This is a genomic window from Candidatus Buchananbacteria bacterium CG10_big_fil_rev_8_21_14_0_10_42_9, assembly GCA_002773845.1.
Classification (GTDB): Bacteria; Patescibacteriota; Patescibacteriia; order Buchananbacterales; family 21-14-0-10-42-9; genus 21-14-0-10-42-9.
The window spans coordinates 1-21340 of sequence record PEZZ01000049.1 but is presented as its reverse complement, the minus strand read 5'-3'; the positions used below and the strand labels follow the sequence as shown (position 1 = coordinate 21340).

The 21340-nt window shown below is 42.8% G+C and carries 26 protein-coding genes; 19 read left to right on the top strand and 7 right to left on the bottom strand.

All coding sequences use genetic code 11. From position 1 onward, the window contains the following. Positions 1-60: 60 nt before the first annotated feature. The 4 genes from COT81_05795 (at position 61) to COT81_05780 (ending at position 2950) form a co-directional block, all read left to right on the top strand. The gene (locus COT81_05795; protein ID PIS04581.1) at positions 61-870 is read left to right on the top strand and encodes a hypothetical protein; all 810 of its coding nucleotides are present in this window, start codon (positions 61-63) and stop codon (positions 868-870) included. Positions 871-937: 67 nt separating this feature from the next. Further along, on the top strand, positions 938-1498 hold the full coding sequence (locus tag COT81_05790) for a hypothetical protein (GenBank protein ID PIS04580.1): 561 nt from the start codon (positions 938-940) through the stop codon (positions 1496-1498). Between the two features lie 2 nt (positions 1499-1500). Continuing rightward, positions 1501-2094 (top strand): hypothetical protein, encoded by a 594-nt coding sequence (locus COT81_05785; GenBank protein PIS04579.1) that lies wholly within the window; start codon positions 1501-1503, stop codon positions 2092-2094. 1 nt (position 2095) lies between these two features. Then, the gene (locus COT81_05780) at positions 2096-2950 is read left to right on the top strand and encodes a hypothetical protein (GenBank protein ID PIS04578.1); all 855 of its coding nucleotides are present in this window, start codon (positions 2096-2098) and stop codon (positions 2948-2950) included. A gap of 55 nt (positions 2951-3005) precedes the next feature. Here the strand turns inward: COT81_05780 and COT81_05775 are convergent, their stop codons facing one another. Next, entirely contained in the window at positions 3006-3218 is a 213-nt protein-coding gene (locus COT81_05775) for a hypothetical protein (GenBank protein PIS04577.1), read from the bottom strand. Between the two features lie 29 nt (positions 3219-3247). Then, complete coding sequence (locus COT81_05770) at positions 3248-4573, bottom strand: hypothetical protein (protein ID PIS04576.1); 1326 nt, start codon at positions 4571-4573, stop codon at positions 3248-3250. Between the two features lie 184 nt (positions 4574-4757). On the opposite strand from COT81_05770, the gene COT81_05765 reads away from it, so the two are divergent. The 12 genes from COT81_05765 to COT81_05710 all read left to right on the top strand — a co-directional run bounded on the left by COT81_05765 (position 4758) and on the right by COT81_05710 (position 17022). Next, a complete protein-coding gene (locus COT81_05765; GenBank protein PIS04594.1) occupies positions 4758-5744 on the top strand; it encodes a DNA recombination protein RmuC in 987 nt (328 codons plus the stop codon). 102 nt (positions 5745-5846) lie between these two features. Beyond that, complete coding sequence (locus COT81_05760) at positions 5847-6773, top strand: hypothetical protein (protein ID PIS04575.1); 927 nt, start codon at positions 5847-5849, stop codon at positions 6771-6773. Further along, positions 6770-8068: a hypothetical protein gene (locus tag COT81_05755; GenBank protein PIS04574.1), complete on the top strand. Its 1299-nt coding sequence runs from the start codon at positions 6770-6772 to the stop codon at positions 8066-8068. The genes COT81_05760 and COT81_05755 overlap by 4 nt, the downstream gene beginning before the upstream one ends. 266 nt (positions 8069-8334) lie before the next feature. Beyond that, on the top strand, positions 8335-8610 hold the full coding sequence (locus COT81_05750) for a co-chaperone GroES (protein ID PIS04573.1): 276 nt from the start codon (positions 8335-8337) through the stop codon (positions 8608-8610). 23 nt (positions 8611-8633) lie between these two features. Continuing rightward, complete coding sequence (gene groL / locus COT81_05745; protein PIS04572.1) at positions 8634-10283, top strand: chaperonin GroEL; 1650 nt, start codon at positions 8634-8636, stop codon at positions 10281-10283. A gap of 117 nt (positions 10284-10400) precedes the next feature. Continuing rightward, complete coding sequence (locus tag COT81_05740) at positions 10401-10703, top strand: hypothetical protein (protein PIS04571.1); 303 nt, start codon at positions 10401-10403, stop codon at positions 10701-10703. A 47-nt stretch (positions 10704-10750) separates the two neighbouring features. Then, positions 10751-12229 (top strand): pyruvate kinase, encoded by a 1479-nt coding sequence (gene pyk / locus COT81_05735; GenBank protein PIS04570.1) that lies wholly within the window; start codon positions 10751-10753, stop codon positions 12227-12229. Between the two features lie 172 nt (positions 12230-12401). Next, on the top strand, positions 12402-13418 hold the full coding sequence (lgt, locus tag COT81_05730; protein ID PIS04569.1) for a prolipoprotein diacylglyceryl transferase: 1017 nt from the start codon (positions 12402-12404) through the stop codon (positions 13416-13418). 14 nt (positions 13419-13432) lie between these two features. Continuing rightward, the gene (locus COT81_05725; protein ID PIS04568.1) at positions 13433-13819 is read left to right on the top strand and encodes a hypothetical protein; all 387 of its coding nucleotides are present in this window, start codon (positions 13433-13435) and stop codon (positions 13817-13819) included. Between the two features lie 201 nt (positions 13820-14020). Next, positions 14021-14776, top strand: coding sequence for a hypothetical protein (locus tag COT81_05720; protein PIS04567.1), 756 nt, complete (start codon positions 14021-14023; stop codon positions 14774-14776). A 23-nt stretch (positions 14777-14799) separates the two neighbouring features. Beyond that, positions 14800-16224: a hypothetical protein gene (locus tag COT81_05715; GenBank protein PIS04566.1), complete on the top strand. Its 1425-nt coding sequence runs from the start codon at positions 14800-14802 to the stop codon at positions 16222-16224. Between the two features lie 294 nt (positions 16225-16518). Continuing rightward, on the top strand, positions 16519-17022 hold the full coding sequence (locus COT81_05710) for a hypothetical protein (protein PIS04565.1): 504 nt from the start codon (positions 16519-16521) through the stop codon (positions 17020-17022). A gap of 13 nt (positions 17023-17035) precedes the next feature. On the opposite strand, the gene COT81_05705 is transcribed toward COT81_05710, so the two are convergent. Genes COT81_05705 through COT81_05690 form a run of 4 tightly spaced genes read right to left on the bottom strand, consistent with a single transcriptional unit; the run spans position 17036 to position 19743 of the window. Further along, positions 17036-17557, bottom strand: a complete 522-nt coding sequence (locus COT81_05705) for a hypothetical protein (protein PIS04564.1) — start codon at positions 17555-17557, stop codon at positions 17036-17038. 37 nt (positions 17558-17594) lie between these two features. After that, entirely contained in the window at positions 17595-18323 is a 729-nt protein-coding gene (locus tag COT81_05700; protein ID PIS04563.1) for a hypothetical protein, read from the bottom strand. Positions 18324-18368: 45 nt separating this feature from the next. Then, positions 18369-18839, bottom strand: a complete 471-nt coding sequence (locus tag COT81_05695) for a peroxiredoxin (protein ID PIS04593.1) — start codon at positions 18837-18839, stop codon at positions 18369-18371. Position 18840: 1 nt separating this feature from the next. Further along, positions 18841-19743 (bottom strand): hypothetical protein, encoded by a 903-nt coding sequence (locus COT81_05690; GenBank protein PIS04562.1) that lies wholly within the window; start codon positions 19741-19743, stop codon positions 18841-18843. A 204-nt stretch (positions 19744-19947) separates the two neighbouring features. Between COT81_05690 and COT81_05685 the strand changes: the two genes are divergently transcribed. Together COT81_05685 and COT81_05680 are read left to right on the top strand one after the other, a co-directional pair. Further along, entirely contained in the window at positions 19948-20295 is a 348-nt protein-coding gene (locus COT81_05685; GenBank protein ID PIS04561.1) for a hypothetical protein, read from the top strand. A 127-nt stretch (positions 20296-20422) separates the two neighbouring features. Beyond that, the gene (locus COT81_05680; protein PIS04560.1) at positions 20423-20770 is read left to right on the top strand and encodes a hypothetical protein; all 348 of its coding nucleotides are present in this window, start codon (positions 20423-20425) and stop codon (positions 20768-20770) included. Positions 20771-20775: 5 nt separating this feature from the next. Here the strand turns inward: COT81_05680 and COT81_05675 are convergent, their stop codons facing one another. Beyond that, entirely contained in the window at positions 20776-20961 is a 186-nt protein-coding gene (locus tag COT81_05675; GenBank protein ID PIS04559.1) for a hypothetical protein, read from the bottom strand. A gap of 63 nt (positions 20962-21024) precedes the next feature. On the opposite strand from COT81_05675, the gene COT81_05670 reads away from it, so the two are divergent. Next, positions 21025-21340: transcriptional regulator (locus COT81_05670; GenBank protein ID PIS04558.1), on the top strand; the 316-nt coding region annotated here is incomplete at its 3' end.

The following is a 21340-nucleotide window of genomic DNA, read 5'->3' as shown; positions in this document are numbered from 1 at the left end:
TATTTTTTATTAGTTTGTTAAGATTTGATTATCGAAATTTTAATAAAATAGCAAATATTTATGCTTAGTGAAATACCAGGACCTAGCCCGGAAGACACCAGCCAGCATAGTTTCGAGGGTGAGTCGGACGATGTTTTAGACTTAAAAATGTCCAAAGCTATTTTAGCGGCTATCTTGAGAAAAAAAGCTGTCAATGAAAGACAAGAGGGAGACGGCGGCTCAGCTCAAGAATATGACCAAAAAGCAGCCATGATAGAATCTGAGCTTGAAGCTTTTGACCCTAGCCAGCTAACTGGCGAGTTAAAACAAGACTTTGAAGAAGCATTCGCGGCAATAGGCGGCAATTATTTTTTAATAGAAAATTATGGTAGCCCAGTTGAGCATGATAGCAATGTGCAAGATAATGAATTAGATGCGCAGCCTCATGAAGAAAAAGGTGGAGACGACAAAGAATCATTTTTAAAATCTGACCCAGTAATTAAAAAGCTTTGCCCTAATTGCTATATTGGTAATTTACCTGATTCTAATTTTTGTGCTAATTGCGGAAATGCATTTAATCCTGAATCAGAAACTGAAGATGAGGAGGACGAACGTGAAGATGAAATGAGTAAAAAAATAGAAAATACCCAAAGCGTAGACGAGCTGGTTGAGGTGGTTTCTAGAATCGATAGAATACCGACAAGCGATCCTAGTGCAAAGGACGGTTATTTTTCAGGCCGCGAAATTGCTGATCAAATAGTCAGAGTGCGAGAAGAAAGAGATCGGCCCGGAGCCATCGCGGGCGGCATTTATCGAACATTACCACGAGCTTTTGGCATTAGAACTAAGACGGCCGAATTCTTAAATCCAGAGCTATTACCGAAGGAATAATCACCATCTTTATAATCGAATTTTGACTTGTCACAATTTTAATTTTTAAGCGTTATATGTACCGCGTATGACCGGCAATTTTAATACAGATCCGGCTGATTTGATGGAACGCGCCAAACAGGGCGACAGTGACGCCTTTGGTCAGCTGTATGAGTTATATTATGTGCCGGTGTTTCGTTATATTTATTACCGTTTGCCAGACAAAGAAGAAGCTGAGAATTTAACCCAAACCGTATTTATTAAAGTGTTTAAATCAGTCGGACGATTTAAGTATCAAGGAAAATCTCCCTTAGCTTATTTTTTTACCGTAGCCCGTAACTCAATTACTGATTATTGGCGTAAGAAAAGGGAAGTTAAGTTAAATGATCCGGAAGTAGTTTTCCAAAGGATGGCTGACGATCGCCGAAGCGAGGCAGAATTAACCGAAATTAAAGATATGGCAACTAAAATTAAAGACGCGATTTACAATTTGACTGAAGAGCAACAAGAAGTGATGATCCTTAAGTTTGTCAATGAGTTTAGTAATAAGGAAATCGCGGAGGTAACCGGCAAGAAAGAAGGCGCGATTCGCCAATTGCAATGCCGGGCTTTAAAAGTTTTACGTCAAGAATTTAAAGATGCTTATTAAATATGTCTAGAAAAGATTTTGAACAAGTTATCAGTCAGGCTCTGCAATTTCACGACCAGGGCCAATCAGCCGAATCAATTATCGCTATGTTTCCTGAACATAGGGCAGATTTAGAGGCAGTGTTTAAGGCGGTGTCGGCGATGCGGGAAGACAAAGACAGCGTTATGCCAAACCGTTCGTCATTGAAAAGCGTAATTGATAATTTGAATTCCAGTAAATCTTTTTCCTGGGCTGAGTTTTTAATTGGGCGCCGCGTTGCTTATGTAAGCTTAGCTATTTTAGTTTTGGCGGCAGGAATTTTTAGCTTATCTGAATTTTCTCAAAACGTTAACATTTTTTCACCGGCAATATCACCAAACGAAAAAGTAACCGCAGTTTCAGAATCTTTGCCGGCGGCGAGCCAAAATTTGGCCACTGCAAAACTAATTGAAACGGGCCCAAGCAACATCGGTTCAGTTGATATAGCCCCCATCAATAAATTAGCCCAAGAAATGGATAATGATTTAGCCATTTTAACGGCTGACATCAATGAATTAGAAACGCTCGCTTTCGATGCTTCATTAAATAGAGTGGCTGATGAATTATTAGGTTTATAGCATGACAAGCCAAAATTTTAAATTAAGCATTTTTGCCGCCTTTATGGCTTTAAGTTTGGTTATATCTCCAAGCGCTTTGGCTGACGAAAGGGGTGGTGATAACATTAAGGCCAAAGAAAGATATCGTGAGACTAGAAAGGAGTATTCAGATTCAGTTGATAAATCTCGCGATGAGCAAGAAAGGCTCCACGATTATCAATATGAGTATGTCCGCGCTTCTTCCACAGTGGCGCGGGATAATTTGAATACCCAAATTAGAGCTTATTTAAGCCATACGGTTAACGCTTTGCTTAAGCGCATGGAGTCAGTCCAAGTTTGGGTTAATGCGCAAGATGATATGAGTGAGGATGATAAAGCGGCTATTTTAGCTGACGTTAATGTAGATATTGCTTGGTTGCAAGATCAGCTAACAGATTTAGAAACAGTTTCAACCGATGAACTTAATTCCCGCACACAAGCTATTAAAGCTTATTGGCAAAGGCATAAATATGTGTTTGTACGGGTGAATGGGCGCATATTAGTGGCGCGATTACAATTTGTTTTAAATAAAGCTGAAGTTTTTTCCGGCCGAGTGGGAGATAAAATCAATGAATTAGCCACGCAAGGTTTTGACGTTAAGGCATTGCAATTTTTACATACTGAATATGACCGGCACCTGGCCGCGGCGCAAGCGGAACTAGACTTAGCGGTTGATTCTTTTAACGCCATTGATGATGCCGATGATGCGGCAGAGTCATATCGTCAAGGTCTAGGGCATGTCAAAGCCGCCAACCGTTATATTCATGAAGCTTTTTTAACATTGCGAGAAATAATTTTAAGCATGCAACGGCTAGCCAGCCCAGATTCCTATGATTAAACTTTGGTAGTATTAAAAAATCGGAAGTTTACACTGCCGGTTTTTTATTTGTTTTTTAACCTTGTTTTTTTTCAGCCAGCACATCCTGAACTACTTTTATATAATCATCAACAGTATCAAAAGCAGGTGGAACTTCGGCATGTTCTTGCTTAAGGCTATCTAGTAAATCTTTTAGACCCTCTTCAGTCCTCTGTCTTAATGCGGCAATTAGAAATTGCTGCTCTTCCTCCTTGCTTGCAATATCTGGATTGGATGCTGCTTCGGGCATAATATAAATATTTAATGATTAATTTATTATTATTGTATATAACTTAACGGATTTAGTCTACGGCCAGATGAACGGACTTCAAAGTGAACATGTGGGCCAGTGGATTGGCCGGTGGAGCCAATAGCGGCAATGACTTGGCCTTTGGTGACTTGATCCCCGACACTAACTAGTAAACGGCTGTTATGGCCATAAAGCGTTTGCAGGCCATTCCCATGATCGATCACGACATAAATACCATAACCGCCGTTCCAGCCGCCTTGGGCGGTCACCACAGTCCCCGAGTCGGCCGCGAAAACGTTTGTTCCATAAGAACAGGCGATATCTAAGCCAGAGTGACGATAACCAAAATATTGGCTAATTCGCCGGCAACCAGCTGGCCATTGCATATGTCCGGTGCCAGTGGTTACCGGAGCGCTTGGGGCGGTTGGCGCAGTAAAGCTTCTGACAGTGTAGGTTCGTTTAACTGTTGGTTTAACACCGCCAGGAATGATTAAAGTTTCCCCCGCCATAATATCTTCGGCCGAAGCAAGTTTGTTGATTTCAATAATATCATCTTCGTCGGCTTGGTATTTTTTGGCGATAGAAGCAACTGTATCTTTACTCGCAACTTTATGGGTAATCCCGCTGGTTGGTAAAATAGTTAGCGTTTGGCCAGGACGAATAATGCTGTAAGCAGTTAAATCATTTTCCCATAAGATAGTGTTAACCGAAACGCCGAATTTGCGGGCAATGTAAGAGATGTTTTCGCCTTCTTCAATAGTGTAGGTAATAATTTTATCGCGTTTTTGAATTTCTGCTTCGCTGGGCGAAATGAGCGGCTTTAAGACAGTACTGCCGCCGGTAACTAATGGTAAATCGCCTTCAATTGCCGCGACTTCGGTTTGGGCAGGTTCGGGCTGGCTTTGAAGAGTGTTGGGCGAGAGGTAGCTGGTTATTTGCGGTTCAGAAGGCAGTGGTCCCTCTTCCAATAAGTAACCTAAGTCTTCCTTAATGACTAATTGAGCTAAAATACTTGCGGTGGCTAATTCATCAGTTTGGATTTCGTTCGCGTTAATATTGGCCAAAGCCGTGCCGAGTGAAATTACAATTACAACAGCGTGTACGATATAGCGTTTGGAAAAAATGTAAAGAATTGGATTTTTGCGAACTTTTAATTTTGGCGAATAAAATTTTAAGGCCACTTTTTTAACTGTCCGATAAACTTTATATGTTGGCAAAATAAAGGTAAACAAAAAGACCCAGCCTAGCGGGGCAAATATTTTTTTTACTTTTTTGCCAAAGCGCGTAAACGGAATTTTAAATTTGGCCAATAATCCGAATAAAATAGCGGCGATTTTGACGGAAATTATTTTCATGAATAGTTTGGTTATACCATATAATCAATCGGTGGCAAAGCAAGGAAAATCATATCATGGTGTTGATATTTAGGTCAATTGAAGCGGGTATTAAAGTGTGGTAAAGTGAGTGTTGATGGAAACTGCTTCGCTGGTATTAGGCTTTTTAGTCCTTTTAAGTTTAGCCGTCATTGTGGCCTTGGTGATGGTCTTTTTGAAATTATCAAAACTTAGCGGGCCTAGAAATGATAACGGGGAGTCGTTGGTGATGTTACAAAATCAGCTGTCCGAAATGAGAAAAACACTAGACAGCAAATTGTCGGAATCAGCCCAGATGATGCAAAGGCAGTTTGGGCAAAGCGCCAAAATTATCACGGATGTGGCTGAGCGACTAACCAAATTAGACGAAACTAATAAACAGGTTTTGAATTTTTCCGATCAGCTGCAAAATTTACAAGACATTTTAAAAAATCCCAAGCAGAGAGGAATTTTTGGGGAATATTATCTGGAGACTTTGCTAAAAAATGCATTTCAGCCCAAACAATACCAAATGCAGTATAAGTTTAAAGACGGCGAAATAGTCGATGCCGTTTTGTTTATGGGCGAAAAAATTATTCCGATTGACTCAAAATTTTCGTTAGAAAACTATAATCGCATCGTGGAAGAAAAAGATTCGGCTAAGCACAAAGAATTGGAAACAGCTTTTAAAAATGATTTGAAAAAGCGCATTGATGAAACCGCGAAATACATCCGGCCACAGGAAGACACAACTGAATTTGCTTTTATGTTTATTCCGGCCGAAGGAATTTACTACGATTTATTAGTTAATAAAGTCGGCGCTATCAAAGTTAACACTCGCGATTTGATTGATTATGCGATTTCTGAAAAAAAAGTACATATTGTATCGCCAACTACTTTTTATGTTACGCTACAATCAATGTGGCAGGGGATGCGGGCGTATGAAATTCAAGAATCAACTAAAGAGATTTTAAAAAACGTGGGCCTGCTGTCCCGGCATATTAGGTCGTATGAGGATTATATGAAAAAATTGGGTACTCATTTGGGTACGACAGTTAATGCTTATAATAGCGCTTACAAAGAGTTCGCTAAAATTGATAAAGATGTTGTGAAGTTAACCGGCGGAGAAAAAAGTGTAGATCCTGTGCAACTTGATAAGCCGGCCGTAGAATAGCACAATTGTCATCCTGAGGAGGCGAAGCCGACGTGAGGATCTCGGGAGATCAATTTAAACACTAGATTGCGACGTCGCGTTACTCCTCGCAATGACATGAATATGACTTCCCATAGCATAGAAAATACAGTTCTTAAAACGTTGGCGTACTTTGACGTCCACAATTATCCTTTAACCCTGCTTGAGTTGCATGCATGGCTGTATCAGCCAGAAAAAGATTATTCAGCGGGTGCTGTTTTAGAGTCGCTTGATATGCTGGTCCGCCAAAAGAAAGTTGAAGAATGCGGGGGCTATTATTTTTTAACTGGTAGGAAAGATTTGCTGCCCCAGCGTTTGAACCGCTATTTAATTGCGGATAAAAAATTTAAGCGGGCGTTAAAAGTAACAAAGTGGCTACGACAAGTGCCGGGAGTGAACATGGTCGCGGTAGCCAACACTTTGGCATTGAGTAATGCCACCCAAGAATCAGACATTGATTTTTTTATTATTGCCTCGCCGCGTAGAATTTGGGTTGCCCGGGGCATTACCGTAATAATTTTAAAGTTATTTCATCTGCGGCCTCAACCAAGCACCAAGATGAATAAGATTGACGTTAGTTTTTGGGTGAGTCAGGACCATTTAGATATTAGTGATTTACGCTTAGACCAAGATGACATTTATTTTCATTATTGGTTAGCTCAATTGGTGCCACTTTATGACCGGGATAAAGCGTTTAAGAAGTTCAAAGATCAAAACGCATGGTTAAATGATTACTTGCCTAACGCCGATAGTTACTCACCAATTTGGCGGCGGCAAATTAAAGCGCCCGGCTGGTTTCATCGGTGGGTGGAATTTCTCACTAGTAATTTGGATGAAAAAATATACCGGGCTATGCAACTAAAAATAATGAATCCTAAAATTAAAGCGATGATGAACAAGGACACGCGAGTTGTGATTAATGATAAGGTTTTAAAATTCCACACTTATGACGGCCGGCCAGAGTTTAGAGAAAAGTGGCAAGCCAAGCTAAAAGAACTTAAATTAGTATGACCAAAGTTTTGAATTATATTTTTTACTTGTATCTTTTTTTACTGCCGTGGCAGACGCGCTACATTTACCGTTTCGGCGAATTGGGCGGGACAAATTGGGAGTATGGCTCGTTAAGTATTTACGCGAGCGAAATAGTGCTTTGGTTTTTGCTTATACTCTATTTAGTTCACGAAGTTAGGGTTAATGGCTTTAAGCTTGGCAAAAAGCAATGGGATAAAGATAAAGTAAAGTTGCTTGTTGCTTTTTACGGCTTTATGGTGATGACTATTGCATCGCTTTTGTGGTCGCGCGATTCAGCGTTGGCGATACGTTCGGCATTAACGGTACTTGAGGCAGCGGCATTATTTGTAGTGATATTAAATTTGAAATTTGACCGGATGAAGGCAATGATCGCAATTATTGCCGCGGCTGAAATTCAGGCACTGCTTGCCATTTGGCAGTTTTTATCCCAGCAAGTTGTAGCTAATAAATGGTTGGGTCTAGCCGGCCATTTGCCAGAAGTTTTAGGCGATGCCGTAGTGGAAGTTGGGTTGGAGCGTTGGTTGCGCGCTTACGGGTCTTTGGCTCATCCCAATGTGCTTGCGGGGTTTTTAGTTTTAGGGATTTTGAGTTTAATTTATTTTTCTTATTATTCGCAGCAGAGAATTTTTAGAATCGCCACTTTATTAAGCTTAGCAATAATGAGCGCGGCGTTATTTTTTACCTTTTCTAGGTCTGCGTGGCTCGGATTATTTTTGGCCGTAATTTACATTGTTTTTCGGTTATGGCGGGGAAGAGCAGTGGCATATCAAAAACCCTTAACCCAGTTATCCATAATTTTTGTGTTGACCTTTTTACTTTTGGCGACTAATTTTTTTCCACTCCTTGCTGCCAGGTTTTCCGGCCAGGACAGATTAGAAGTGAAGTCATTGTCGGAACGCTATTCTTATACCGAGCAGGCGATAAATTTAATTAAGGACAATTGGGTTACTGGTGTGGGGCTTGGCCAATACACTTTGGTTTTGCATCAAAACGATGGCCGAAATTTTCCGGCTTGGTTTTTCCAACCGGTGCATAATATTTATTTGTTAATTTTTGCCGAGCTTGGCGTTTTAGGTTTTGCCTTATTTATCGCTTTTATTTTACAGGCGCTGTGGCAATCAATTAAAGTGCGAGTAAATGAAACGGACTATATTTGGCAAAGCGCATCTTTGGCGATGCTTTTCATCGGATTTTTTGATCATTATTTGTGGACGCACTATTTTGGGTTGATTCTTTTTTTTATCATTTTTGGGTTGGCATTAAAAAAGTCATAAACGACAAACCCGATGCTTACTGCTGGCTATCCAGGTTCATTGTCGGGTGGGTGAGTGAGCCCAATTTTGTGAACCCCGTTAGAAATTAATGCTGCCTTTAGATTATCAAAAATATATAGCCTATTTCTAACGGGGTTGACAAAAATGGCAAGTGACTTTACTATATTGTCTACAAGTAATTTAGCACTCTTAATGCGAGAGTGCTATTTAGGCCCTTTGGCCACTTCGGCCAACGGCTGACGATTAACAATTAAAAATTAACAAATATGAAGCTAAAACCATTAGGTAATCGGGTGATTGTAGAACAAATCACCGAAGAAGAAGTCACCAAATCTGGCATTGTACTGCCAGATACAGTGGATAAAGAAAAAAAGGCTGAAGGCAAAGTGATTGCCATCGGTAGTGGTGAGAAAATTCAAAAACTTAATTTAAAAGAGGGCGATAAAGTCATTTTTGGCAAGTACGCCGGCGAAGATGTGAGCGTTGATGAAGTTGACTATAAAATTTTGTCTGACGAAGACGTCTTGGCGGTAGTTGAATAATAATCAATTAATTTTTATTACATATGGCAAAACAATTACTATTTGATGAAGACGCCCGGCACGCGTTAAAACGCGGCGTGGATAAAGTTGCTGACGCGGTGCGGGTGAGCTTTGGTCCGCGCGGCCGAAACGTGGTATTAGACAAAGGCTTTGGTTCGCCGACGGTGACTAATGACGGGGTGACCATTGCCAAAGAAATTGAATTAGAGAATAAATTTGAAAATGTTGGCGCGGAGTTAATTAAAGAAGTCGCCGAGAAAACCAACGATGTGGCCGGAGATGGCACTACTACGGCGACAATTTTAGCCCAAGCGCTAATGACGGAAGGGTTAAAAGTGGTTTCGGCCGGTACCAACCCGCAAGCGGTTAAACGCGGCATGGATAAAGCAGTCGTGGCCGCGGTTAAAGAGTTAAAAAATATCACCAAGCCAGTTAAAGACAAAACCGAAACCGAGCAAGTTGCTACCATCTCAAGCCTTGATTCAGAAGTTGGCAAGATGATTGCCGAGATTATGGAAGAAGTTGGTAAGGATGGCGTGATTACGGTTGAAGAAGGCCAAAAGTTTGGTTTGGAAAAAGAAGTGGTTCAAGGCATGCGTTTTGATAACGGCTACGTTTCACCGTACATGATTACCAATTCAGAACGTATGATCGCCGAATTTTCTGAACCGTATATCTTGATTACTGATAAGAAAATTTCAACAGTCCAAGAAATTTTACCCCTATTAGAAAAATTAGCTCAAAGCGGCAAGAAAGATTTAGTCATTGTGGCCGAAGATATTGAAGGTGAAGCTTTAGCCACTTTTGTCGTTAACAAATTGAGAGGAACCTTTAACGTGTTGGGTGTTAAAGCGCCTGGTTTTGGCGACCGCCGAAAAGAAATGTTACAAGATATTGCGGTACTTACTGGCGGACAAGTTATTTCAGAAGATGTTGGATTGAAGTTGGAAAATGCGGATGTGGAAATGTTAGGCCAAGCCGGCAAAGTAATTTCAACTAAAGAAACCACCACCATAGTGGATGGTAAAGGTGATAGCAAGGCCATTGAGGATAGGGTCGCGCAAATTAAAAAAGAGTATGAAGCGTCTGATTCTGATTTTGACAAAGAAAAATTACAAGAACGTTTAGCCAAATTAGCTGGCGGCGTGGGCGTAATTAAAGTTGGCGCGGCAACCGAAACGGCGATGAAAGAGCGTAAGTTTAAGATTGAAGACGCCTTAAACGCCACTAAAGCGGCCGTGGAAGAAGGGATTGTCCCTGGCGGCGGCGCGGCGTTAGTCAAGGTATCCTCCAAGCTTACGGAGTCAGCTAAAGAATTGACGGGCGACGAGGCGGTTGGGTTTGAGATACTGCGCGCTTCATTAAAATCGTGCTTGCGTCAAATTGCGGCAAATTCCGGCATTAAAGATATTGGTATGATTGAAAACGAAATCGTTACCGGCGGCCAAAATATGGGTTATGATTTTGAGGCGATGCAAGCCAAAGACATGATTGAGGCCGGCATTGTTGATCCGGTCAAAGTGACTCGTACCGCCCTAGAGAACGCGGCATCAATTGCCGGTCTCCTCTTAACAACCGAAGTGGCCATAACTGATTTACCGGAAAAAGAAGATAAAACTCCAGCTATGCCTGGCGGTGGCGGCATGGGCATGGATGGCATGGGGATGATGTAAAAAATAACTATCAACCATCAACAATTAACTATTAACAAAAACCGGGCTCTCGCCCGGTTTTTTGCAGGCACTTTTTATGGTATACTTTAATTACTTTATTAACTAACAGTCACAAACATGGCTGAAAATAAATCTGTTAAACCAGAGCAAGGCGATAAGCTTTGGGCGGCCGCAAGTTACATTTGGGTATTATCCATCGTAGTTTGGGCCCTTAAGCGTAAGTCACCATTTGTGCACGGACATGCCCGCCAAGGGGTGGTGTTGTTTATCGGCATGGTCTTGGGAATTATCCCGGCAATTGGTTGGGTGGTAGCCTTAGCCTCGGTGGTCTTAGCAATTATCGGTTTGATTAAAGCAATTAACGGCGAAGTTTGGGAAGCTCCAGTAGCCGGAGCTATTGCCGATAAGCTAAATTTGTAATTTATTTGTTTATAGCTCTGTAAGATGGGGCGGTATTCTTGTTATCTATGAAGCGAACCAAGATAGTTTGTACGATTGGCCCGGCTTCTGAAACTCAAGCTACAATTGAACGTTTAATTTCAGCCGGCATGAATGTGGCCAGGCTGAATTTTTCGCATAATGTGCATAGCCATCACGCGATGTTAATTAAAAATATTCGCGCAGCTAGTAAAAAGAAAGGCGTACCCGTTGCCATTTTGCAAGATTTGCAGGGGCCGCGAATTAGAATCGGTAAATTGCCTGAAGATGGTATTGAACTTAAAAAAGGTAATACCATCACCTTAACACCGAAGGCAGGGAAATTGTCCGACAACATTATTCCAATTCAATTACCGAGCTTGTATAAATATGTCAAAGCCGGGCATTCAATTTTAATTGATGATGCATTGCTGCAACTGAAAGTAACTGGTGTATCCAAACCAAATATTAAAGCCCGGGTAGTGGTGGGCGGTATTTTAAAATCAAATAAGGGCATGAATTTTCCGAATTCTTCTATTAAGGTCCCGGCTGTCACTACTAAAGATAAAAGAGATTTGGTTTTTGGGATTAAACAAAATGTAGATTTTGTAGCGCTATCATTTGTGTCGAAGGCGGAAGAAATTGTGGCGTTACGAAAACAAATTGTAGCGTTAGAAAAGAAGTTTGGCTGGGAGAGAAAAAATAACCAAGTTAAAGCCGGCCAAGGTGAACGCGCCCCGCTTTACACTCGGATTATCGCTAAAATTGAACGCAAAGAGGCGCTCCAAAATTTTGATGAGATTTTGGCGGTGGCTGATGGGATTATGATTGCCCGAGGCGATTTAGGAATTGAGCTGCCAATTCAAGATTTGCCCTTATTTCAAAAACGGTTTATTCAAAAATGCAATAAGGCCGGTAAGCCAGTCATTGTCGCCACACAGATGTTAGATTCAATGATTCAGCGCCCGGTGCCAACCCGGGCGGAAGTGTCAGATATTGCTAATGCGATTTTAGACGGTACGGATGCGATTATGTTGTCCGGTGAAACAGCGACTGGGAAATATCCTTTAAAGGCGGTTCAAGTGATGAATAAAGTTGCTCAGCATACTGAACCGGCTGAAATTAAATTAGTCAGCGAACCGGCGAAACGTTCGGGCCAAGGGCCTTCAATTACTGAATCTACAACGCTTGCCGCCGAAACCATTGCCGAGATGTCGGGCGCTAAGGTAATAGTTTGTTCCACGGCTGCCGGCTTTGCGGTGCGGTCGGTAATTCGCAATAAACCAAGATTTCCGGTCGTGGCGGTTACCGCTTTTGAAAAAACCCAGCGCCAGCTAAGTTTAAGTTGGGGGGTATCTGCATTCGTGACTCCGCCGTATAAAAAATTAAGCGAATTGATCTCTTACGTTAATACTTTGTTAAAAGAGCATAAGTTGGCTAAATCGGGGGACCGTATAGTGATTTGTTCTAGTCATCCGTATGGCTATATTGGCCATGCTAATTTGATAAAAATAGAGACTGTAAAATAGCAATAGATAAATAGCGAATTGCAAATAGTAATTATTGATTTAAATATCACAGTAGGCTCCCTCTCCTTGGAGGAGAGGGATAGGGTGAGGTGGGGTATCGGAAGATTTTAACCAACCCTCGTCTACCCCCTCTCCCTTTCAAAGGGAGAGAAATTATTTTAAGGTAATTTGAATGTTTCATTTCTTACACACTCACCTACCAGACCCTATTGCTTTTACGATTGGCCCCATAGCAATTCATTGGTACGGGATGTTAATTGTCGTAGCAATTTTTATTGGCTTATTGTTAACTGCTAAAATCGGTTCCCGTTATGGTATTAGCAAAGACCAGGTTTATGATTTAGGTTTCTGGGCAATAATTTTTGCCATTGTAGGCGCCCGTGTATATTTTATGTTTTTAGAATTACCTTACTTTTTAGCAAACCCCCTGGACGCTATTAAAGTATGGCAAGGCGGGCTGGCTATACACGGTGCGATTATCGGCGGCCTTTTGGCGGTTTATTTTTATCTGTTTCGTGATCCCCGAAATAAATTTGATAATCACTCCCTCTCCGATGACGGAGAGGGTAGGGGTGAGGTAGCGGAGAATGATACCGGGCATAAACGAAGTCGCAAGTTTTCGATTCGTAACCTCACCCTAACCCTCTCCCACAGGGAGAGGGTATCTATGGGCAATAGAGTTTCAATTTGGCTTTGGCTGGATGCGGTTGCGCCGGCCTTGGCTTTGGGCCAAGCGATCGGGCGGTGGGGGAATTATTTTAATCAGGAATTATTTGGCCGGCCAACCAATTTACCTTGGGGCATTCCAATTGCCGAATTTAACCGGCCAGTGCAATTTTTTAATGAACAGTTTTTTCATCCGACGTTTTTGTACGAATCGGTTTTAAATTTAATTATTTTTGTTGTGCTTATTATCTTGCACATTAGAAGAATAAGAGCACGTCATTCCCGCGCCGGCGGGAATCCAGAGATCCCGGATCAAACCCGGGATGACCGGCAGGCAGGCTCAATATTTTTAATTTATCTAATTTTGTATTCGCTAGTTAGAATTTTTACTGAAACATTGAGGCTAGATGAAACTATAACTATTGTAGGAATCCGCCTACCGCAAATTGTCAGCGGCTTGATAATTTTAGCCAGTGTTTATTTGCTAGTTAAAAAATCCAAATTGACCAGCCAAAATAACTAGGATATAATTTAGTTATGTATCGTAGTAATTTTATTTTAGCAACAGCAGCCGTTTTGATATCATTTAATTTTTTACTTATTAGTCCCGCGATAAGCACAGATGGTTCTTCTGCGGAGGGATCCGGGTCTGTCGAAGGTGGAATAGATAATCCTTTGGGCAAGGGACTGAATGACCCCCGAGATATTATCGCAAATATTATAAGAGCTATTTTAGGATTAGTTGGCTCTTTAGCATTATTGGTCTTTATTTACGGTGGGTTTACTTGGATGATGGCGGCTGGGAATGAGGACAAAATAAAGAAGGGGAAAGACATGATTTTGTGGGCATCTTTAGGCATTGCGGTAATACTACTAAGTTACACCTTGGTTAGCTTTGTTATTGGAGCAATTACTGGCGTTTAGAAACGCATAAATTTTGTTTAATTTTAGCCACTAATAAGTGGCAATTTTTGTGAGTAAATATCTTGACAACATCTTAAAAATATGGTATTATATTTAGTTATGATGGCACAGTGTGTCCTCTCATAACCCCAGTGGCACAGGGATATGTGCAACAGAACTTTGACAACGGTATAACATGAATCCAAAGGAGGGTCCTAAATCATGGCGGAAAAGGAAGCAGTAAAGGGAGTTCTTGCTTCCCTGGGAAGGGTGCTCGAGGCAACGATCGGCAGCGGTATTGCCGAACTTGCCAAGAGTGAGCCGGTGAAGGAGGCTGTGGCTGGCGTCTTGAATCCTCAACTGGAGGATGAAATCAAGACGTTCTTGGGTCAACTCCAGGTCTGGGCAGAGAGTGCTGAGGGTTTTGGGCTTCTAAAGACGGAGCTCGACCACCACGACCTCTTCAATCGGAGGCTGGAGGTTCTAAGCCAGGTGGAGCGGGAGCAATTCCGCAAGATCATGGCCGGCTTGCCTGAGGAATGGCGTCAGAAGGCAGTAACGTTTCTGGCGCGCATTCCGGATGAAGAGTTCTCGCGCTTGTCCCGCGTGCTAGATCTGTCCGACGATACGTCGGTCAAGCAGCGCGTGGGCAAGGTCGTGTTCGCGGTTCAGGAGGCAATACGGCAAGCGAACTCGCCCGAAAGCATTGAAGCTGCAGGGCCGGCTGATGGCCTGGAACGTGTCGCTGATGACCTGAATGCCTGGCATGAAGGTCGTCGGCAGGAGCGTCAACGCCGCGAAGCTGACCGGAAGGCCAAGCGTGATGAGCGCAAGGCCGCCCGGAAAGCCAAGCGTGCTCGCCGCGATCGGATTGCCGAATCCAACGCGGCGGTGAAGCTAGCGAATGCTCAAGCGCGTGTCGCGGAGGCGAACGAGCGCGCTGAGCGGGCTCGCAAGAGTAAAAACAACAAGCGGTAACTGACCGCAGAAAGGACTTCGCCATGAATTGGCAGAAGCTAATTGAAACAGCGGTCAAATGGTTGTTCGGAGCCTTGGCGGTGGCAGTGTACACGCTGTCGATTCCGCTCCGTAACCAGGTCAACCGCTCAATCGGCGCGATCTACCAGATCGTCGTCATCATCGTGTCGGAGGCGTGGCAATCGTCGCGTCGCCAAGTGGCGATTGGAATCAGTGTCGCCGTTGGGCTGGCGCTGGTTTCCGTCGTTCTGACCGGCCTCGCCATCCTCTTTGGCGGGACAGCGGGCATGGTGCTCGTCGTCCTGGCCGTGATGGTTGGGGGCATCTCGTCGTGGGCGATCGGCTGGGTGTTCAACTCTGTCGCTCCGTCCCGCGAGGGTGCCATTCGCACGGTGCTCATGAGCATCAACCGTGCCGCGTCGTTTGTGGCCGTGCTGGTGTTCTCGGCCGGCTTCGTCCTCGCCATCCTGTATTATCTGGGCGTGGACTACGGCGCGCTTATTGCCATGATCGTGATGCTCGGTGGCATGGCCTACAGCGGGTCATGCAATTACCTGGGGCGTGAGCAGACCTGGGCACCTCGTCTGGTGCTCGTGGTCGTCCCGCTCGGCCTCACGGTCCTCGCCACCCTGGCAGTCTTCAACGTCAGAAGTGTGACTGTGGAGATGAGCCAATCCGGCCGGACGTACACCTTCCCGCAAGGAACGGTATACTATCCTGCCACAGCGGAAGTCACAACTGAGATTCAGGAGCCGACTTCTGAGCAGGTGGCCGCACTGCAGTCGACTCTGCGTTTCGGGCAGGAGACGAAAGTTATCCTGTTCGACAACGATGAACCTCAGTTCCTCGGGGCCATTGCGGTTTATCGGGGACAGAAAGAGGACGGTGCAGTGGTATACGTCCGCAAGGCCAATGCCCTGCCGGACGAAGCTATGGGCAGCCAGCTTACCGGCTGGGTGCGTCATCACCGTAAGGTGACTGCGCTCGTTTTGCCAGCCGTTTTGCTGCTCGTTGTCGCTATCGCTGGTCCTCGGGTCGGTGACAGTGCGCGTGGCTGGGCAACAACCGGCCTGGTCATCGTGGTCATCCTTGCGGGCTTCCTGCTCTACAATGGGCAGTCAAGTTCAATGGGGGCCAATGTCAGTGCGACAAATGTCGTGATTGTGTCCAGTGAGTGGACGCCCATCGGTGTTAACGCACCGGTGCAAAATCCGCAGGCGAAGAAGTTCATGGTGATGTATCAAGGGGATGTTCCTCCTGTGGTGCACTACCGAGTGGCCAACCCGGCCAAGAACTTCGAGGGCCCTTCTCATCGCTTCACCTTCAGTTCGGGTTCTCCTGGCTGGTGGTGGGCGACCTGGGGAGCTGTTAATACGGGCGCCGGTGATCGCTTCGAGTTCAAACTTGACGGCGGTAGCCTGGTCAAGTTGACGGTAAGCAGGGTGTAGACATGCCCTATCCAGCAAACCGTCTTCGAGGCTCTCCGGCAAGTGTGACTCCCGCGTCCGCGCGTCAAGCGTGGCCAGGGAACTCACGTGGTCCGCCGGATTGAGGCAATCCCTCGATCCTGCGGCCAAAGTTTTGAAGCCGATATCTGAAACGCTACCAGCGTGGAGGATGTCGGCTTCTGTCTTTTTGTTAAAAGGGATTTTAATTTATTTAATGACTCTGGATTCCCGCCCCCCGGTCGTAGCCGTGGACAGGTTTCGCGGGAATGACAAATTTGTTATAATTATTTTAATATGTCATTTCTCTCCAGGAGGCCTAAAAATACCAAGCAAATTTTAAAATACGCTAAAAGCCGGGAAGTTTGGGAAAGCACTTTAGTCATGCTTTTAGCCAATATAGCGCTTTTGATGATTGTAATTTTAAGCTATGGGCTGCTGTCTTTATATAGACAAGTACTGTTTAATAATAATCGCGTTTTGACAGTTGAACCGTTTTATTTAATTATCTTTTTATTTATTTTTAGTATTTTAGTATGGTTTACTTTAGGCCTGCACCAAGGCATACATATTCGCAAAAATAAAACCGTGTCAGGGTTTTGGATAACGCTTTTTTCGGCGCTGCCTTTATTTTTACTGATTTATTTATTGAGCCCGGTAGTTGAATTTACGCAAAGCCAAAAAGAAGTGTTTAGTGAATTGCCAAAATTTATAGCGGTAGTATCAGTGATGCAATATATTTTTTACACGGCTGGCTTGCGGCTCCGCAAAAAACGCCGGTCGTGGCTATCGTTAGGCTAGCCGGATAGAATTTTTACTCTTGAATATAATCAAATAACGCTAACACGCCATTGAGCGATTGAGAACAAACTTCAAAGTTATTCGGCGCGGTCATAGTAAAAAAGTAGTTACTTTCGTCATCTAAAGTTAAATTAACGATGCGGATCGTCGGGTCGTTATTTTGATTACGTAAGATGGTGTCAGTCGCTTTAATGCCGTTATAAACTCGGGGAGTATTTTCAGCAATTAAGCCTGGGTCAATCGTGCTTAAAATTGGACCGGTGGTAATTTGACAAGTTTCATCATTTCTTAAATATAAAGTGTTGCCAGACCGCCGCCATAAATTATTATCCCAATTAAGTAAAATCGTACTTCTTTTTTCTTTGGTTAATTTAATTAGTTGCGTTTCACCACGTTCAAAATTTGCTAGCATATACGCATACATCAAAATGCTGCCGGCAATAATACCAATAACTAATCCTAAAACTAAACCAACGATAAATTTCTTGGCTCCGTGCGCCTCTCGGCTTGAGATTTTATCGTCAATAAAGGCCATACGTTAGCAAATAGCAGATAGCAAATCGCCAATAGCTTTATTTCATAATTATATGTTCTAAAATGTTACCGACAAAATAAGCCGAACTTCCGGCCAGAACCCCGACGATAAGCATTTCTAGTCCTGATACGTACCATTTTTTAGGCGTGATTAAATTTTTCAACGCTCCGATAATAAATAAAGTGATACAAGCACTGGTGATGGAGGCGCCAAAAGATGGCCAGGGAGTAAGATATGGGATGATTGGCGCTAAGCCCGCGATACTAAAAGCAAAAAAGGTGGCTAAGCCGTGTCGGCTAGGAGCTCCGGCACCTTCTTCAAAGATATTTAATTCTTCCCGCATCATAAAATCAACCCAGCGTTTTTTATCCGAGATTATAGTTTCGGTTGCCCGCTTCAAATCTTGTCCAGTAAAACCCCAAGCTTGCAAGCTATCTTTTACTTCTTTAATTTCGGCTTCGCGCATATTTTCAATTTCCCATTCTTCTTGCTGTCTTTGGCCGCGGTTAAAGTCACGTTCAGATTTTTTACCGATGTAATTGCCTAAGGCCATTGAAATGCCGTCAGCTAATAGATTAGCAAAGCCTAAAATAATTATCACCGTGGTTGGAAAATTTGCCCCGATGGCTCCAGCCACAATAGCAAAGGTTGTGACTATGCCGTCACTTGCGCCAAAAATCATATCGCTCAGATAAGAGCCAAAATCTGACCGGTGCCGCGCTTCAATTTTATGATGCTTTTGGATTTGATTAACCGTGATATTCATCAGCTATTATTATAGCGTGATATCGTCGATTTGAAAAAGCCAGGGCTAAGCTAAGTTAAGCTCTTTAATTTTTTGGAGCACGTCTTGAGGGTCAGTTTGCGGTTTGGCTTTTTCCACAACTGCCTTAATAATGCCTTTTTTGCCAATGATATAAGTGGTCCTTTTTATGCCCATGTATTCACGTCCCATAAATTTTTTTGGGCCGTAGACTTTGTATTTAAGGCTAACTTTAAAATCAGGATCAGATAACAAAGTAATTCTCAACTTGCATTTATCGACAAACTTTTGTTTTGATTTTTGATCGCCGCCTGAAATTCCGACAACGGCAATACCTTTTGCGGCAAATTGTTTTTGGTGTCGGGTGTAGTTTTGGGCCTGGAGAGTACAGCCAGGGGTATTATCTTTAGGGTAAAAATACAAAACTAAAATTTTGCCGGCGTAATCTTTTAACGAATGGCTTGCCCCGTTTTTATCAGTTAATGAAAAGGTTGGCGCTTGGGATTCTAGCTTTAACATTTTAAGGTGAAAAAATTTCAATAATTTTTTGGTTAAACTCAAAATAAAAATCTGTCAATTTACCGCTTTGGTAGATATTGAGCAAATTATTGGTTCCGTTGGTAGCAATAAAAATTAATCCCAAAGCAAAAAAGATAAGCGCGGTAATTAAATTTGTTGAATGGACTTGGAAATTTTTTTGGCCGAAAGTGAATTGTAATTCACGGCCTTTAATCAATTTACTTTGCGCAAAGTTTCCTTTCTCAAAAAACCAAGCCACGATAAACAGCGGCATAACTAATCCAAAGGAATAAACTATTAGCAGCCACACTGCTTGATTAGTGCCGCCGGACGCCGCGGCTAGAGTAAAAATTGAACCCAGTATTGGAGCAGTGCAAGTACCTGAGGCAAAGGCAAATAACACACCCATGATAAAAACCCCTAAAGGTGTGCGTTTGTCAATTTTAGCTTGGCGAAAGCGCTTAGGTAAAATTTGCCAACTTTTGCCCGATAGCACCATAAAGCCGAAGAGAAAAAAGAATAACCCGGCAATCCAAAATAGTAGCGTTTGGTGGTTCACAAAAATTTTTGAAACAAATGAGGCTGAAAATCCAAGCGGCACAAAGACAAGCGATAAGCCGAGCCAAAAAACAAAGGTCATTTTAACTAGGTGAGTTTTTTCCTTAAAGCTGTAAGCAAAAAATGCCGGCAGTAAAGCCGCTGAGCAAGGCGACATTAATGACAAAACACCGCCCAAAAAAGCGACGGTAAAAGGGATGGTGATAACAAAACTATTCTCCGCCTGCGATCCGGCCGTGCTAATAAAATAGATTAGCGCTAACACTACTAGCGTTAATGCGATAAGGGAAAATTTGGACTTAAATTTGGAATTAATTTCAATTTCGGATTCATTTTTCATACTCATTGTATTATAACGGTAATGTTTAACAATTGTAAGCCAAAGGTAACAATTCTCACCATATAACGGGGACAGTTTTGAAAAATGACTGTGTAGAACTTAACTGGTCAAATGAATTAAATTATGGTATAGTTATTTCACTTTCAGAAACCGGTAGTTTCAGGCAGAAATTTAATCGTATAGATACTTAAAAAGAAAGGGGGTGGATCTATGAAAAAGCTCGTGGGCTCACTTAGCGGGTTGGCTGCGTTTTCAGCGGCTTTGCCTGCATTGGCTGTTGATGTCGGATTAAACTATGGTACTGCTTTAGGACTTGGTACTCGAGACATCCGCGAAACCATCTTGGCAATCATTAGCGCGTTGTTTGGATTTTTAGGTGTTCTAGCTATCTTGATTGTTTTATACGCTGGGTTTAAATGGATGACGGCTGGCGGTAATGAAGATAAAGTGGCTGAAGCTAAGAAATTATTAGCCGCTGGTGTTATTGGCTTGATTATTGTTTTGACCGCGTTTAGCATTGCTACATTCGTGGTTGACTCAATTATTAACAACTTATAATATACTTATCTTATATATAAAACTCTCTCGTCTTTGGCGGGGGAGTTTTTATTGCCACCGGATTTGTTTAGCAGCCTTTATGTGATAAAATATAGTTGGTTATAAATAGAAGAAAGGGGGTGAGGATATGAAAAAGATTATTGGTAGTTTAAGTGGAGTGGCTGCGTTTTCATTAGCTGGACCAGTTTTAGCCGTGGATGTTGGATTAAACTATGCCACCGCCTTAGGGCTTGGTACTCGAGACATCCGTGAAACTATTTTGGCAATTATTAGAGCCTTTTTTGCGTTTTTGGGCGTTTTGGCAATTTTGATTGTTTTATACGCTGGCTTTATGTGGATGACGGCTGGAGGGAATGAAGACAAAGTGGCTTCGGCTAAGAAAATGTTGGCTGCCGGTATCATTGGTTTGATTATTGTGTTAACTTCATTTGCGATTGCTACGTTTGTGGTCGATTCAATTGTTAATGCCTTATAATTTATTTAGATATTTTGAAAACTCCCCTGCCGCGTCAGGGGAGTTTTAATTTTGTCATGGCCTTGACAGATTAAGTTAATTAGGCTAGTGTTAAAGCCGACTAATTTAGTCGGTATTAATATGTCCAGTAGAGAAATTTCGAAACGGTTTTCTTTATAGAAAGTTTCTCTAATAAGGGCGGTATTACCCATTGATAACTAATAGAGACTACAGTTGGGCTTTAGCCCATTCGAAATTTTATACTGGATATGAGCATGAAATTTTCGACCAAAGCTGAATATGGTATTCGCGCTTTAATTGCCTTGGCCAAGCAAGGCGATAAGGAGCCTTATTCACTGCCTCAGATTGCCCGGGAACAAAAAATTCCGCGGGCTTATTTAGAACACTTATTTGCTCGGCTCAAAAGAGCCGGGTTGATTACTAGCACCAAAGGCGCGCGCGGTGGTTATAGTTTGAAAGTCAAACCGCAAGATTTAACCCTGTATCAGGTTGTGGCGGTTTTGGAGGATAATTTCTCGCCTTACTTTTGTACCGGCAGTGAAGATGCCGCTTGTCCCGAACAAAAAGGAT

What these genes read in the sequence shown, in the direction of transcription:
- COT81_05795 (PIS04581.1), top strand. Translation starts at nt 61, where the DNA reads ATGCTTAGTGAAATACCAGGACCTAGCCCGGAAGACACCAGCCAGCAT.
- COT81_05790 (PIS04580.1), top strand. Translation starts at nt 938, where the DNA reads ATGACCGGCAATTTTAATACAGATCCGGCTGATTTGATGGAACGCGCC.
- COT81_05785 (PIS04579.1), top strand. Translation starts at nt 1,501, where the DNA reads ATGTCTAGAAAAGATTTTGAACAAGTTATCAGTCAGGCTCTGCAATTT.
- COT81_05780 (PIS04578.1), top strand. Translation starts at nt 2,096, where the DNA reads ATGACAAGCCAAAATTTTAAATTAAGCATTTTTGCCGCCTTTATGGCT.
- COT81_05775 (PIS04577.1), bottom strand. Translation starts at nt 3,218, where the DNA reads ATGCCCGAAGCAGCATCCAATCCAGATATTGCAAGCAAGGAGGAAGAG.
- COT81_05770 (PIS04576.1), bottom strand. Translation starts at nt 4,573, where the DNA reads ATGAAAATAATTTCCGTCAAAATCGCCGCTATTTTATTCGGATTATTG.
- COT81_05765 (PIS04594.1), top strand. Translation starts at nt 4,758, where the DNA reads ATGGTCTTTTTGAAATTATCAAAACTTAGCGGGCCTAGAAATGATAAC.
- COT81_05760 (PIS04575.1), top strand. Translation starts at nt 5,847, where the DNA reads ATGACTTCCCATAGCATAGAAAATACAGTTCTTAAAACGTTGGCGTAC.
- COT81_05755 (PIS04574.1), top strand. Translation starts at nt 6,770, where the DNA reads ATGACCAAAGTTTTGAATTATATTTTTTACTTGTATCTTTTTTTACTG.
- COT81_05750 (PIS04573.1), top strand. Translation starts at nt 8,335, where the DNA reads ATGAAGCTAAAACCATTAGGTAATCGGGTGATTGTAGAACAAATCACC.
- groL (PIS04572.1), top strand. Translation starts at nt 8,634, where the DNA reads ATGGCAAAACAATTACTATTTGATGAAGACGCCCGGCACGCGTTAAAA.
- COT81_05740 (PIS04571.1), top strand. Translation starts at nt 10,401, where the DNA reads ATGGCTGAAAATAAATCTGTTAAACCAGAGCAAGGCGATAAGCTTTGG.
- pyk (PIS04570.1), top strand. Translation starts at nt 10,751, where the DNA reads ATGAAGCGAACCAAGATAGTTTGTACGATTGGCCCGGCTTCTGAAACT.
- lgt (PIS04569.1), top strand. Translation starts at nt 12,402, where the DNA reads ATGTTTCATTTCTTACACACTCACCTACCAGACCCTATTGCTTTTACG.
- COT81_05725 (PIS04568.1), top strand. Translation starts at nt 13,433, where the DNA reads ATGTATCGTAGTAATTTTATTTTAGCAACAGCAGCCGTTTTGATATCA.
- COT81_05720 (PIS04567.1), top strand. Translation starts at nt 14,021, where the DNA reads ATGGCGGAAAAGGAAGCAGTAAAGGGAGTTCTTGCTTCCCTGGGAAGG.
- COT81_05715 (PIS04566.1), top strand. Translation starts at nt 14,800, where the DNA reads ATGAATTGGCAGAAGCTAATTGAAACAGCGGTCAAATGGTTGTTCGGA.
- COT81_05710 (PIS04565.1), top strand. Translation starts at nt 16,519, where the DNA reads ATGTCATTTCTCTCCAGGAGGCCTAAAAATACCAAGCAAATTTTAAAA.
- COT81_05705 (PIS04564.1), bottom strand. Translation starts at nt 17,557, where the DNA reads ATGGCCTTTATTGACGATAAAATCTCAAGCCGAGAGGCGCACGGAGCC.
- COT81_05700 (PIS04563.1), bottom strand. Translation starts at nt 18,323, where the DNA reads ATGAATATCACGGTTAATCAAATCCAAAAGCATCATAAAATTGAAGCG.
- COT81_05695 (PIS04593.1), bottom strand. Translation starts at nt 18,839, where the DNA reads ATGTTAAAGCTAGAATCCCAAGCGCCAACCTTTTCATTAACTGATAAA.
- COT81_05690 (PIS04562.1), bottom strand. Translation starts at nt 19,743, where the DNA reads ATGAGTATGAAAAATGAATCCGAAATTGAAATTAATTCCAAATTTAAG.
- COT81_05685 (PIS04561.1), top strand. Translation starts at nt 19,948, where the DNA reads ATGAAAAAGCTCGTGGGCTCACTTAGCGGGTTGGCTGCGTTTTCAGCG.
- COT81_05680 (PIS04560.1), top strand. Translation starts at nt 20,423, where the DNA reads ATGAAAAAGATTATTGGTAGTTTAAGTGGAGTGGCTGCGTTTTCATTA.
- COT81_05675 (PIS04559.1), bottom strand. Translation starts at nt 20,961, where the DNA reads ATGGGTAATACCGCCCTTATTAGAGAAACTTTCTATAAAGAAAACCGT.